Source organism: Methanosarcina sp. UBA289, assembly GCA_002496565.1.
In the GTDB taxonomy this organism is placed as follows: Archaea; Halobacteriota; Methanosarcinia; order Methanosarcinales; family Methanosarcinaceae; genus Methanosarcina.
The window spans coordinates 467961-481572 of the sequence record DAKJ01000018.1 but is presented as its reverse complement, the minus strand read 5'-3'; the positions used below and the strand labels follow the sequence as shown (position 1 = coordinate 481572).

At 39.4% G+C, this 13612-nt stretch carries 12 protein-coding genes and 1 pseudogene; 6 read left to right on the top strand and 7 right to left on the bottom strand.

Going from position 1 to position 13612, the window contains the following annotated elements; translation table 11 throughout:
* The first annotated feature begins 85 nt into the window (after positions 1–85).
* The 5 genes and pseudogenes from BP549_RS10020 (at position 86) to BP549_RS10005 (ending at position 3488) form a co-directional block, all read left to right on the top strand.
* On the top strand, positions 86–730 hold the full coding sequence (locus tag BP549_RS10020) for a hypothetical protein (protein WP_292380297.1): 645 nt from the start codon (positions 86–88) through the stop codon (positions 728–730).
* 117 nt (positions 731–847) lie between these two features.
* On the top strand, positions 848–1300 hold the full coding sequence (locus BP549_RS10015) for a C39 family peptidase (RefSeq protein ID WP_292380293.1): 453 nt from the start codon (positions 848–850) through the stop codon (positions 1298–1300).
* Positions 1301–1330: 30 nt separating this feature from the next.
* A pseudogene (locus BP549_RS15890) lies at positions 1331–1939 on the top strand (UPF0228 family protein); the annotation flags it as partial.
* Between the two features lie 69 nt (positions 1940–2008).
* The gene (locus BP549_RS15885; RefSeq protein ID WP_349681030.1) at positions 2009–2386 is read left to right on the top strand and encodes a UPF0228 family protein; all 378 of its coding nucleotides are present in this window, start codon (positions 2009–2011) and stop codon (positions 2384–2386) included.
* Positions 2387–2681: 295 nt separating this feature from the next.
* A complete protein-coding gene (locus tag BP549_RS10005) occupies positions 2682–3488 on the top strand; it encodes a M24 family metallopeptidase (RefSeq protein ID WP_349681029.1) in 807 nt (268 codons plus the stop codon).
* 241 nt (positions 3489–3729) lie between these two features.
* Here BP549_RS10005 and BP549_RS10000 read toward each other — a convergent pair whose 3' ends face one another.
* Together BP549_RS10000 and BP549_RS09995 are read right to left on the bottom strand one after the other, a co-directional pair.
* A complete protein-coding gene (locus BP549_RS10000) occupies positions 3730–4431 on the bottom strand; it encodes a winged helix-turn-helix transcriptional regulator (RefSeq protein ID WP_292380289.1) in 702 nt (233 codons plus the stop codon).
* A 63-nt stretch (positions 4432–4494) separates the two neighbouring features.
* On the bottom strand, positions 4495–4956 hold the full coding sequence (locus tag BP549_RS09995) for a peptidase domain-containing protein (protein WP_292380286.1): 462 nt from the start codon (positions 4954–4956) through the stop codon (positions 4495–4497).
* A gap of 328 nt (positions 4957–5284) precedes the next feature.
* Here BP549_RS09995 and BP549_RS09990 point away from each other — a divergent pair, with 328 nt between their 5' ends.
* Positions 5285–5881, top strand: coding sequence for a hypothetical protein (locus BP549_RS09990; protein WP_292380283.1), 597 nt, complete (start codon positions 5285–5287; stop codon positions 5879–5881).
* 746 nt (positions 5882–6627) lie between these two features.
* Here the strand turns inward: BP549_RS09990 and BP549_RS09985 are convergent.
* The 5 genes from BP549_RS09985 to glnA all read right to left on the bottom strand — a co-directional run bounded on the left by BP549_RS09985 (position 6628) and on the right by glnA (position 13097).
* On the bottom strand, positions 6628–7662 hold the full coding sequence (locus BP549_RS09985; protein ID WP_292376323.1) for a Coenzyme F420 hydrogenase/dehydrogenase, beta subunit C-terminal domain: 1035 nt from the start codon (positions 7660–7662) through the stop codon (positions 6628–6630).
* Between the two features lie 6 nt (positions 7663–7668).
* On the bottom strand, positions 7669–8412 hold the full coding sequence (locus tag BP549_RS09980) for a hypothetical protein (protein WP_292380280.1): 744 nt from the start codon (positions 8410–8412) through the stop codon (positions 7669–7671).
* A 5-nt stretch (positions 8413–8417) separates the two neighbouring features.
* On the bottom strand, positions 8418–9929 hold the full coding sequence (locus tag BP549_RS09975; protein WP_292376320.1) for a glutamate synthase-related protein: 1512 nt from the start codon (positions 9927–9929) through the stop codon (positions 8418–8420).
* Positions 9926–10978 carry a class II glutamine amidotransferase gene (locus BP549_RS09970; RefSeq protein WP_292380278.1) on the bottom strand — a complete coding sequence of 351 codons (1053 nt, stop codon included), beginning with the start codon at positions 10976–10978 and terminating at the stop codon, positions 9926–9928. Before BP549_RS09970 ends, BP549_RS09975 begins: the two co-directional genes overlap by 4 nt.
* 775 nt (positions 10979–11753) lie before the next feature.
* The gene (gene glnA, locus BP549_RS09965; protein WP_292380276.1) at positions 11754–13097 is read right to left on the bottom strand and encodes a type I glutamate--ammonia ligase; all 1344 of its coding nucleotides are present in this window, start codon (positions 13095–13097) and stop codon (positions 11754–11756) included.
* Positions 13098–13612 lie beyond the last annotated feature (515 nt).

Sequence of the window (13612 nt, the reverse complement as noted above, 5' to 3'; positions counted from 1 at the left end):
CGGAGGCATGATTTAGTATTAGCTTTGTGAATATTTAAGGCTTGCCTGATCCTGCCTCCTGGGTAAAAATACACGAGGTAAAGGCATGAGAACAAGAAATGACTCAGGAATAGGTATGCTAATTTTAGCAATACTGCTGGTTGGTATGGTGTTAGTACCAACTGTTAACGCACAGGAAGAAAACAGTCAGAGCGTAACTGCAGAGGAAGCCTTTAAGCATGCAAATACGCGAATGGTAAGGTTTATAGCAACCGATACAGAAAAGTTTGGAAGCTGGAAAGGGGCATCTATTGATCCCAAACCACTGGAGCTTTATGATATAAATGGTCAAAAATTGTATTATCAATTTTCAGTACATGAAAATAATAAAACAATAGGTAAAATCGACGTTGGTGCCAATAAAACACTGGGGCAGCCAATCCAAGTTATCGAATTTAACCCGATACCCTTTAACATGACTGAAGTTATGGAAAAGTCAATAGAAACTGCTAAAAACAAATATCCAACTGGAGAAATCGAATCAACTAAAATGGTTGTATATAGCTATCCCAAAATAGGAGCAATGACTGTAGTAAAAAACAAGACTACAGGAGATGAATATAGGATATTTATAGATGCATATACTCTTAATGTGGTACCAGATGAACCTGCAACTGAAACAAAACCTGGAGTTTGCTCAATCTATGAACAGATTACGGAAAATGAAATAGACAAAAATTTAATAGAGTGACAAAAAAGTAATGAGCTTACTAAATCTATAGAACAAGCAGCAACTAATAAGGGAGTTAATATTAATCTGCCAGTCACTGAAGAAGATATCAAGAAACTTAGTGACGACTTAACAGTAGTGGCAACAAGCACAAGTAAATATCTCGATACTACTTTGTATGGGCAAGAAAATGATCATTACTGCGCTCCAGCATGCGGTCAAATGATTGCTAAATACTATGGAGTAACTCATACCCAAGATTATATATATCAGAAGATGGGCCCAGGTTATACTACTGGCGGGAATGTCATTAATAATAACCAGTTAAATTATTATAAACCATCCAATGGATTAAATAAACCTAATTCAAAATATGTTACAATTTTTACGTTTGATCAAGCGGTTTCTGAAATTGATAATAATAGACCATTTGTAAGTATAAAAGATAGTCACTCTAGAGTTTGTAGTGGATATTTAAATGATTATCCGGATAGATATTTGGCAATCGATGATCCACTACCTGAAAATTATGGCTATTATTTTATGGAAGGTTTTGGTTCAGAAGATTATCGTATATATGTGAGGAATTAAAACTCCTTATCTTTTTTAGAAGGTGGTAGTTTGAGTAAAATCAGCAAAGAAATTGCTGTTTTTATTGTATTTCTAGCTCTTGTCATACTCGTGGGATTATTTGTAGACGCATCATCTGATAATATGAAAACACCTGTTGATACAAAAATACCAGTTGACACAAAGGTACCGGTTGATGCAAAAACGCCATTCCAAGAAAAACAAGTAGCTGGCTTTTTTATCGAATTTGAAGAGGGGACTACTGAGCCTGAAGTTAAAGCCATTCTTGAAAACTACAACATGACTATAAACACCATAGATTACAATTCTGATATTATGCCAAGTAGGTACTACATGATATTAGATAGAGATAAAACAATAGATATAGAGGAATTGGTAGATGATATAAACTTGACTAGCCCTGTAAGAAAAGGAAGTAATTATATATTGACTGTAACGGAACAAGCTATTCAGGATAAAAATTTCCTTGCAATACTGGAAAAAAACAATCTTCCAGTGAAAAAATCCGTCTATTGTTATATTGGTTTAGAAGATGAATCTAAGAGTGGTGGTATTCCAGAGAAAGATGCATACCAAATTGCAAATGAGCTTGAAAGGAATGAAAAGGTGCTGACTGCATCTCCAGATACGAAAGTATATCATTTATTGATTGAATTTGAAGATGGAACCACTGAGCCTGAAGTTAAAGCCATTCTTGAAAAATACAACATGACTATGAACACCATAGAATATAATTCTGACCTTCAGCCAGAAAGGTACTACCTAACGGTAGACGCAGATAAAAGAATGGATGTAAGAGATGAATTGAGAAAAGATGAAAATTGGACTGATCCTATATATTTTAACCATGATATCAAAAAAGGAAATAGTTATATAATTACGGTAACTGAACAAGCTATTCAGGATGAAAATTTCCTTGAAATACTGGAAAAAAATAATCTTCAAGTGAAAAACTCTGTCCTGTGTTGTATTACTCTTGGGGATGGATCTAAGAAGTGGATTTGGGAGAGCGATGAAAGAAGAATAGAAAACGAGGTTAAAAAGAATGAAAAGATATTGACCATAATATCTTCCGGTAGTACCTAATAAGAGCCTATCCGAAAAACATTGTAAACTGATACTTCGATTCTGATATATAGAAGACACATTTTTTAATACTACTGGAATAAACCTTTAACAAACGACCATGGTTTTAAAAATTAAAGCCTCGGTTTTGTGTGTTTAAGGTTAAGCGTATATTTTGGCATCAATAGAAGTTTATGTGCTTAAAAAATCTGAATTCAAGTTGTAATGTCTTATGATCTCAATTTTTTAATAGTATTCAATTTTTTAATAGTATATTAGTAGCTGGTTGATATTCTGTCTTTAGTGTTTTTGCTTAATTTGCGCGGTCCGAGCAATTAAAAGCGAATATGAGCTTTCGCTGACAAGAGAAGCTGGCAGGATTCATCAGCATGTGCTGGAAGATCTCGTACCTGAAATGCTGCGAGAAGGAATGAGTGAAACGGATCTGGCAATAGAACTATTTTCATTTATGGTCGAAGAAGGCCATTACGGATTGTGCCGCTTTGGCATGTTCGATACCGAGATGTTCCTGGAAAATATCTGCTTCGGTGAAAGCTCGATCTATCCTTCTTATTTTAACGGGCCTGGCGGAATTTACGGGATGAGCCCTGCGGTTCCCCTTATCGGAAGCCGTGACAGAAAACTGAAAAAAGGAGATCTGGTATTCATTGATATCGGATGCGGGGTTGAAGGTTATAACACGGATAAAACTACCACATATATGTTTGGTTCTTCGCTTCCACAATATGCCATAGATGCCCATAATAAATGTGTGGAAATACAAAACGAAGCTGTCTCAATGTTAAAACCCGGCGCGATCCCCTCGGAAATCTACACCACCATAATGAATAAGCTCGATTCGGAATTTCTTCAGAACTTCATGGGTTTTGGCAACCGCAAAGTTAAATTCATAGGCCATGCGGTTGGGTTACTAATCGATGAAACATCTGTGATTGCTGAAGGATTTGATGAGCCCCTCCAGGAAGGAATGGTATTTGCTCTCGAACCTAAAAAAGGAATTGAAAATATAGGAATGGTAGGTATTGAAAACACTTTTATAGTAACTTCTAAAGGCGGAGAGTGTATTACCGGTGACAATCCTGGCTTGATTCCTGTGTTTTGAATATTTAAACCTGTATAAAGCCAATGTTTAACCGTTATAGAAAACTGGCAAAGTGAGGAATCAAACTCTTTACGAATAAATATAGACTAGTGTCTTGTCAATCCTCAAAGATTTGACTAGTCTGAATAGATGAAATTGATTCTATACGATATTTTACTGTTGACGCGACACTAGATTAATGTATCCCTTGCAGCTACTAGTTTTCTTTTTCTTCAAACATTGAGAGAAGGCTGCTTAACGCTTATATCTTGAGCCATTTCAGCAACTCCGGCTCCACAGCTGGATTCACAAAATATTTAGTAAACTTGCCTTCTACTTCAGAGAAAATAACATCATCTTCCCTTAATTTTTTTATATGCCAGTGAGTAGTGCTTTTGTCTAAGTTCAGCTTTTCTGAGATATCCTGATTCGTAATCTCAGGATTTTCCAGAATGTTAAGTAGTATCTGTTTTCTTGTACTACCTTTAAGATGTGATATTATTATTTTATCGTTTTTTGTGAAAGCATTGGAATTTTGAAAGGCTCTTGTGAACTTTCCTTCCTTCGTTAATGTCAATCTCTCTTCAGCTTTGAGTGTTTTGATCTGATATCTTATAGATCCCAGGCTAATCTCCAGGTTTCTTGAAATTTCAGATGGAGTACACCCTGGCTCATTCAGCACATAATTAATAATTTTCTTTTTATTGGCATCTTTATTTAGGCCCTTTATCTGACCAAGAATTATAGGAACTAATTTAAAAAAAGAAACGAAAGCAACCAGGTATCCTAATATATAAGCTATTTTGAATGACAATGGAAATTCCCAGAAAGTAAGAGTCCTGTCTGCCCCGCTAATATCAACAGCATCACCCAATTTTTTGAGCTCTTCATCGGGTGGGCAGGGACCAACGGTATATCCTCCGGTGTCTGCACTCGTAGTACCTACTGCGGTACTCAGTACCAAGATAAAAAGTAATTTCATCTTCCACATAGATGGTGCATAATTTGAGTAATTCCATGATCAAATTTAGATTGTATAATTTTCTGTTCCGGCGACTTTATACCCATATACCTGATACTTCCAATTCCCCGCTTCAATTCCATTTGAATTTTGAATATACAGGTGGATCCTACCGTCAGTTGTACCATCTGCATTATCATAGTAGGTACCCAATACATTGCCACTAGGGGTATATATTTTAAGCCGAAGAGAGTCAGTTGAATCTCCCCAGTTAAGATCCACAATTAGGAGATTTAAACCACTGCCAACTGTTTTCTCATGTATATTTATTTCTCCCTGACTGATGGTATCATAAACTGTCAGAATACCTATATCTTTGTCAATGACTCCAACTTCGATGCTAGGTGAAGGTGTTACGATATAGTTGCTTGAAGCTTTCACTTTTTCCACATTTTCAGCTGCTGTCGCTGTAGTGGCAGATAAAAAAAGCAAGGTTGCCAATACAATAAATAATATCTTTCTTGACATTTTCACCTCTCCTGTTAACACGTATCAAAAGAGCTTACTTAAATTTTATGGCAAAACTGTCCAATTATGTAGCAAATAACTTCTTAAATTTTAAAAAACCCAAATTTAAATTGATTATACTTTCAGTTGGATGATTTGGTCACAAATTAATTATAAAAGTAAGTTCCTAGAAAAATATGAACATTTAAAAAGATGTTCAGTGGAGCTCAAATTCTCTCTGGAAGGTTTATTCGAACTCCACATTGCCCGGAGGCAGGAAAATATTAGTTTTAAGGGTGCTTAAGGCTTTTCTGTTTATGCCTCCTAGAAAATAAATAGGAGTGAAACAATGATAGTTAAGAAGTTAGGAATAGGAACATTGCTCTTGGTAATGTTTCTGGTGGGAATAGCTTTTGTGCCAGCTGTGAATGCGCAAGTAGATACGAATATTGAAATCACAAGTAATGAAGACTCGCCAAGGAAATTGTCTGATGAGGAGGCTGCAGTAGTTAAGCAAAAAATAATGAACAGACTCTTGGAAAAAGTGACGCAAAATCCTGATAAAGTATATAGAGTTATGGTTCAGGTATGGGATAATAAGGCAATCGATAAATTACAAAATATAGATGTGATAGAAAGATCTAACAACAGATATATTATCAACGCGGAAGGAAAAGTTTTGGAGGAAATTCTTAAAAATAAATTAGATGGAGAGCATAACAAAATAAACCTAATAGTTGAAGTGCCTGAAACTTCTGAAAACTCTATAAACAAAACCAATAAATCAGAAGATTTATCGCCAACGTCAACATATCGGACCTATAACTTTGCTGGTGGGATATCTCCTCCTAATGACTGTGATGATTGGTGGAGCTGGAGCATAAGATCTAATGAAGATAGAATAAAATCGATTCCAATCTATATGATTGGGTTAACTGTGACGTAGACCTTACACTCTATGATCCTAACTTGAACTTCAAAGCCCAAGATACGTATGAATATAATGGACTTTATGTACAATCAAATACTAACGGAGTTAGTGGTAAATGGCAGTGGCAATATTGGGGAGAGTTCCTAGATAGTGATGGGACAGGTTATTCCGGTACAAATACTGCATACGATGATTAAAAGGAGAAGTGAGTAAATGATTTCATCTACTTCATTTCTTTACATTTTTAAAGAGATCATATCGTTTGTATTCCCAATCCTTAATATTATTTTGCTTTTCTATATTGCATTGATGTTAAAAAAGATTTATGATGTAATTAACGAAAAATGATGCCGACTGTCTACATTTATTTTCATAATGTAAGTGAAAAGAATATTTAAATGAAAATGATTATAAAATTTTTAATTTACTTTTCTTTTGTAATTTTAGCAATAGGTCTGATTTCCTTCTTAATGATTCATCAACCTGGTGTATGTTCATGCAAATAAACTTCAGACCCTCCAGAGAAATACGTTGAATTCAGTTTAGCAAATATCGAGAAATATCCCTACGTCAAAAAAGCAATAAAATTGGATATGTTATTACTCTGCTGATTAGTGACTCCAAATGAAATAACGCAGAGTTAAATTCATGTTCAGAAGAATATTTAATAAGTTGGGACTAAATAGTCCTCAAACCACACTTAACAAAAAAGAATAAATAAAGATGAAACTCGGGTTTCATCCTTTAAATTCCTATCGGACTTATTCCTGCTTTCTTGCCATCTTCTTCTTTGCAAGCTTTTCAATAATCCCAAGGCTGACCTCCCCGCCTACGCTCAGTTTCCCGTTGGCAACCGCGCTTTCAAGAAGGTGCTGTCCAACAAGGGTACGGATGACAAGGGTTGTGTATCCGTCTGGGCTTCCGACCGAACCTGCCGAGATATCGGCTTTGAGGGCGGTAAAGTCCGTACAGACACCACAGCCCGGACGGATAGTATCCTCAAGTTCGGTAAGGGGAATTATGTACTGCGTTCCGTCATTGAGGGTGATTTCTAGCTTGCCCTTAACATCAATGCGGCAAACTTTCATGGGTTCGAGGGCGTATTCGCTTTTTAGCTTGCCTGCGATAAGTTTTTCGTAGTCAAAGCTTTCCGTACAGAAAAGGCCTAAAACGAAACGAATAGACTTCTTGTATGGCTGCACAAGCTGGTGGTCGGTTTCAAGCATTTTGCGAACTGCCTGAACTACGCAAGGAACTCCAACGACTGCAATGTTCCTGTACTTCCTGTTTACAACTGCTTCCTTAAGAGAAGAAACAAGAGGGACCCACCAGTTGTAACGGCTTCCTGCCTGGCCTATAAGGGCTTCACTTTTGGTTATTACCATTGAATGTGGCTTAAGGGTCCAGGGATCTTCCGTAACCGTAACTACAGCATCTACAAGGCCTGTATCAAGGGCGTTTGCAAGAATCGCTGTGACTGCTCCTCCACTCTGCTTTCTAGGAATCTCAAACTCGGCTTTCCCAGCAGTAATCTCCAGGTAGTCTCCTAGCAGGCTTGAGGATTGTTCGTCAAGTCTCGGGCAAACCTCATAACAGGCTCCGCAGGGCACATCATCAACAGCGGCTTTACAGTAATTATTGCTTTTCGGGTGTGTGGAATCGCCGCCGGTTTCGAAGTACAGGGCATCAGCAGGGCAGACTGCAATGCAGGCCCCGCAGCCTGAGCAAAGGCCTTCGTCCCAGACTTTTGACTTAAGGTCAAGGTAACTTTTGCTGATTGGTTTCTGTTCTGCCATTTCTGATCACTCCCAGACGTATTTGCTTGCGAAAGGCCGGCTGCTTGCAGGTCCGATCTTTGTGTAGTTGGTGTTCAGGAAATCTGTGGCGTCATACCCAAACTGCTCGCAGAAGCTCTTTATAATTGGAGCAATGCGTTCAAGATCACTTTCAGTAAACTTGAATTTCTTGGCTCCTATTCCAAGTAGGTAATCATCCACTTCCCCACGGATGATAATTTCTCCACCATGGATTCCGCTTCCTATACCCCTGTCTGTCATGGCTTTATCTTTGCCGATACCGAACACGAGTACGAGACCACCTGCCATATATTCTCCAAGGAAGGAATGGGCTGTGCCTCCCACAACGAGTATAGGTCTGGCTTCCACTTCATACTGTTTCATGTGGATGCCGCCCCGATAACCAATGTTATTCTTTACAAAGACTTTTCCTCCACGCATGCTGTGGGCAACGGCATCTCCTGCGCTTCCGTGAATTACGAGCATTCCTCTGTCCATTGTATTGCCCGGAGCATGTTCGGCATTTCCGTGTACAATGCAGGTTGGCCCGCTCATGAACATTCCCAGATCTCCTCCGGGAACCCCATTGATTATAATGCGGACATTGCCTCTTAATCCGTCTCCTATAAAGCGCTGTCCGAGTATGTTGTCGAGTACGATTTCCTCTGCTCCGTCCGCAACCGCAGCCCTGATTTTCTGGTTTAAGGGTGTGTAGTGCATACCTCTTGCATCAATTCTTACCATCTTCATCTCAATCAGGCTCCTGCTGGCAGTACATCCAGGATTTTAAGCATTCCTTCATCCAGCATATATCCACGCAGGCGGTCTCTATTGCCACGCAGACTTTCTATACTATTGATTCCCGCAGCACCCATAAGTTCACTGAGTTCGTAAGTCCAGCCCTTAATAAGATTTGAGACCTGAACTGCTCCTCTCTCAGGATCAAGCCTGCTCACAAGATCTGGACGCTGGGTAGCAATACCCCACGGGCAAAGGTTTCTGTAGCAATTGCCGCAGACTCTACAGCCCAGAGCAACAAGGGCAGCAGTCCCGATATTAACAGCATCTGCTCCGAGAGCAATTGACTTGGCAAGGTCTGCACTGTTCCTTATTCCGCCACTTGCAATAATTGATATTTCATTTCTTACGCCCTGTTCTCTGAGTTTCTGATCAACGCTTGCGATTGCAACTTCAATCGGAATTCCCACATTGTCCCTAAAGACCTTGGGAGCTGCGCCAGTCCCGCCGCGGAATCCATCAATCACTACCGCATCTGCAGAAGAGCGGGCAATACCAGCAGCAATTGGAGCCACGTTATGCACGGCTGCAATCTTAACGAAGACCGGTTTCTTCCATTCGGTTGCTTCTTTCAGGCTTCTAATGAGCTGAACAAGGTCTTCAATACTGTAAATATCATGATGAGGTGCTGGACTAATCGCATCACTGCCAACAGGGATCATGCGAGTCTTTGAGACTTCTTCACTTACTTTCTCTCCAGGCAGATGTCCACCTATACCTGGTTTTGCCCCCTGGCCAATCTTGATTTCAATGGCAGCGCCTCTTTCAAGATAATCAATGTTTACACCAAACCGGCCTGATGCAACCTGGACAATCATGTGGTCCTGATAAGGATAAAGAGCTTCATGGAGCCCTCCCTCTCCTGTTCCCATATAAGTTCCGAGTTCTGTTACGGCCTTTGCCATACTGAGTTGGGCGTTGAGGCTAATAGCTCCGAAACTCATATGCCCAATCATTATCGGAGTATTAAGCTTGAGGTTTGGAGCGAGTTTTGTTTCCAGTTCTACGTCTCCACTCTCAGTCTTCTTGAATTTGAGCTTGGATGGCTTCTTTCCTATGTAAGTCCTGAGTTCCATAGGTTCTCTCAGGGGGTCAATGCTTGGGTTTGTGACCTGACAGGCGTCAAGAAGAAGGTGGTCATAGACAACTGGCAAATCCCTGGCGTTTCCCATTCCTGAAAGGATAATTTTTCCACTGCGGGCCTGTTTAATAATATCCTCTCTTGCCTCTCTGGTCCAGAGAGGGTGGCTACGGTAATCTACAGGTTTTTCCGTAAGCATGATTGCGTCCCTGGGACACATGGAAACACAGCGAAGGCAGCCTGTACATTTCCTTGATTCTATGAGGATTTTGTTGCCTTCCCTTCTGTACACACCGTAGGAACAGTTTTCAATACAGCGTCCGCAGTCCATACACTGGTAGCGATCGATATCGACCTTAAATTTTGGGGGCACACTTCCAAGCGTCATTCAATAAACCTCCCTATAATTGGTTCTCCTGCCCTAGGGGTGTATATGGTCTTGACTTCGGGGTCATATACTCTTATTGCGGCTTCTTCGCTGGATATGTAGAGCCGGTTCCCGTTCTCACCAACTACCAGAGGACGAAGTTTAATCCTGTCAGTAAAGCCAACAATACCATTCTCTGTCCCGACTACAATTGCAAAGGGTCCATTCATTAGAGCGGGTCCGTAGGTAAGGCGAACTGCCTTGTTCAACTCTGCTTCTTTTGCAGGCATCCTGTCTATTTCATCCCAGAAAGGCGGAGCAAGAGCCTTGACAACCATTTCATGCGAAAGTCCATGCTGTCTACCAAGTAAGTCAAACAAATAGGCTACAACCTCGGTATCAGTGAACAGGGAGCAATTGTATCCGTATCCTTCGACATAACGCTGGTTTGTACCATATGAGGTTATTTCTCCATTATGTACTACTGACCAGTTAAGCAGGTTGAAAGGATGAGCGCCTCCCCACCAACCCGGGGTATTTGTGGGATAACGGTTGTGACCAAGCCAGATGTATCCCTTGTAATCTTCAATCCTGTAGAAGTTTGCCACATCTTCGGGCCAGCCAGAAGCTTTGAAGACTCCCATATTTTTCCCGGAAGAAAAGATTGTAGCCCCTTTTACATTGGCATTTACTTCCATGACTATGTAAGTGACAACATCGTTTTCAGAAGCCATTCTTCCTGCCATCAGGTCTTCTGAAGGCTTAAAGAAATATCTCCATGGGATGTGTACTTTCTTTATGCCAGGCTGCGGGGTTGTGGGGATTTCTTCCTGGTGAACAATTTCTCCCATTTGCTGGAGAAGTTCATCAACCTTCTTTTTTGGTTCACCTAGATTGTCAAAGAAAACATGAAGAGCATAGTAATCTGCATACTCTGGATAAATTCCGTATGCAGCATAGCCTGCCCCGTCTCCACTACCTCTTTCATTCATGAGGCTGAGGGCGGCTTTTATGCTCGACCCGTCCATTTTGGACTTTGTTCGGTCTATAAAGCCTATTATTCCACACATTTTGATCACTCTAAAAACGGATAGGAATGAATGTAATATAATTTAATCAGTAATTTCCTGTATCCATCGGTATTTTCTGGATTACTTCCGTGGCTCATTTTTGAGAATTAGGTCAAAAAACTTGCCAGCTGATATACTGGGTTTAAGGGGTAATCTTTATCAATTTCTATAATTTAAGAATCTTTATCCGAATTTGTCTCATCTATATTATCTAATTAATGTGAGTGAATAGAACGCTTCCATACATGGTTTTATTTTATTTACATACATTGAGAGGGTCGTCACTAAGGGAAATAAGTAATTTAGTACCTATTTGACAATATATATACGTTTCTTTTATCCGGTTAAGAGTTCTTTAGATAATTTTTCTAAGCATGACGTTTTAACCTTTTAATTTTTTCTCTTTTCTTCTACATTTTTTGACATTAACTTTTAACAGATTACTCCTTTGTCCCCTTCAGGCCTTCTTTGATATTTCCTTGCAATATCTATCCAGTAAATCCTTTTGAAAAAAAGTAATGCTATTGAATATTGGAATTGACAAGGAAAGTATTTTTACATTAATAATCTTTAGGCGTCAATTTTGAGAGAAAATAAAGAAATTTCTACGGAATTAACAGCTTGAATCAGAAAGTTCTTATTTAATTTACTGGGTTCTTTTTCTAAAATCTGGACACGCCTCAGGAAAAGGCGTGTCTTCTGAACGAATCTACTTTTTAATTTTATCAAAGTAGATTTTTCCATATTTGTGTAGGTTTTAAGATTTTTTGTATGCTTACAGCATATGCAGATATTTCTCAAGTTCCCACGGATGAACGATTGCTTTGTATTCGTTCCATTCCATCTCTTTGGCACAGAGGTAATGATTAAAAACGTGTTCTCCAAGCACTTCTTTTACGAATTTGCTGCCTCTCATTTCATCAATTGCCGCTTTAAGGTCTGCGGGCAAGGAACAAATACCTTTTTCCTCTCGCTCTTTCTCCGTAAGATGGAATATGTTCATGTTAGTCTGCCCTCCAGGATCAATCTTGTTCTTTATCCCATCAAGTCCAGCTCTGAGCATCAGGGCAAAGGCAAGATAAGGGTTACATGCCGGGTCTGGGCATCTTAGTTCAACTCTTGTCCCATTACCACGGGTTGCAGGAATGCGGATCAATGAACTTCTGTTCTTTGCAGACCATGTGAGGTAAACTGGTGCCTCATACCCTGGTACAATTCTTTTATAGGAGTTAACAACCGGATTTGTAATGGCTGCAAATTCCTTAATATGTTTCAACAGGCCACCAATATAGTACATTGCTTCTTGAGAAAGCTGATTTGTAGTATCTGGATCATAGAATGCATTCTTGCCATCCTTGAAAAGAGACTGATTTGTATGCATGCCTGAGCCGTTTACCCCGAAGAGGGGTTTCGGCATAAAGGTGGCATAATATCCTTTGTGATATGCAATTGATTTTACCACATATTTGAAAGTTATAACATTGTCTGCAGTACTCAGTACATCCCCGAATCTAAAGTCAATCTCATGCTGAGAAGGTGCGACCTCATGGTGAGAGGCTTCTATCTGGAATCCCATATGCTCGAGAGCATAGTCAATATCTCTACGTACATCCTGGGCACGGTCAAGGGGTGAGAAATCGAAGTATCCTCCCTGATCCGTAAGTTCTGTGGTCGGATTTCCGTTTGCGTCAAGTTTGAAGAGGAAAAATTCTAGTTCCGGACCTACATTCATTGAGTACCCCATTTTTTCGGCCTCTCTGATTGCGCTCTTAAGAACGTATCTGGGGTCTCCTTCAAACGGCCGGCCGTCTGGAAGATACACGTCTCCAAGGATCCTGGCTACTGCACCGGCTGCAGGTCTCCAGGGAAGAATCCTGAAAGTAGACGGGTCAAGCACAAGTTTCATGTCCGATTCTTCAATCTTTGTAAAGCCTTGGATCGAAGATCCGTCAAACATTACCCCGCTTTCGAAAGCTTCTTCCAACTGTTCAACAGGAATTGCCCAACTTTTGATGATGCCTAGTGTATCCGTAAACTGAGTCCGGATAAACTTTACGTCTCTCTCATTTACAGTTTCTATTACATCTTCTTTGGTTATACACTTCTTTATCTGCACCATTTGATTCCCATCCTATCGAGCACTAGGTATCCTTTTACCTATTTAATATTATATATAGCTTCGCAAACAGTATGTACATTCTGAAAATTGTTCTTTAAATAATGTTAATTAATCTAGTAAATTGCACCAACTTTATAAATATTTTGGGCCCCTTCCCAAGTTGTTGAGTATATTTCTAATCTCATGCATATAAAGCTCATTAGCTAATTCCAAAAGGAGTAGATTTGTTAATACAATTTGAGTCTTTTCTTTCCGGCAGTGTGTATATGCAAAAATGTTATAAAATATAGGAATAAAGATTTTAAGTTTTTTCAACCTTAATATTAATACTTAATGAGCTCATCCCAAAACCCATTTTCATTCTCAATTATCAGAATTATCCTGGATTACTTCCATGATTTGAAGCTCGATTGATCACTTAAAATGTGGAAACCGAAGAAGCAAATTTTAAGTTTTGGGATAGGCTCAATATTAATAACAATTGGAGTAAAGGATAATTTTCTGGGTCTGTGGTA

Coding starts and splice junctions, on each gene's coding strand:
- BP549_RS15885 (WP_349681030.1), top strand. CDS start 2,009: ATGACTATGAACACCATAGAATATAATTCTGACCTTCAGCCAGAAAGG.
- BP549_RS09985 (WP_292376323.1), bottom strand. CDS start 7,662: ATGGCAGAACAGAAACCAATCAGCAAAAGTTACCTTGACCTTAAGTCA.
- BP549_RS09970 (WP_292380278.1), bottom strand. CDS start 10,978: ATGTGTGGAATAATAGGCTTTATAGACCGAACAAAGTCCAAAATGGAC.
- BP549_RS09980 (WP_292380280.1), bottom strand. CDS start 8,412: ATGAAGATGGTAAGAATTGATGCAAGAGGTATGCACTACACACCCTTA.
- BP549_RS10020 (WP_292380297.1), top strand. CDS start 86: ATGAGAACAAGAAATGACTCAGGAATAGGTATGCTAATTTTAGCAATA.
- BP549_RS09995 (WP_292380286.1), bottom strand. CDS start 4,956: ATGTCAAGAAAGATATTATTTATTGTATTGGCAACCTTGCTTTTTTTA.
- glnA (WP_292380276.1), bottom strand. CDS start 13,097: ATGGTGCAGATAAAGAAGTGTATAACCAAAGAAGATGTAATAGAAACT.
- BP549_RS09975 (WP_292376320.1), bottom strand. CDS start 9,929: ATGACGCTTGGAAGTGTGCCCCCAAAATTTAAGGTCGATATCGATCGC.
- BP549_RS09990 (WP_292380283.1), top strand. CDS start 5,285: ATGATAGTTAAGAAGTTAGGAATAGGAACATTGCTCTTGGTAATGTTT.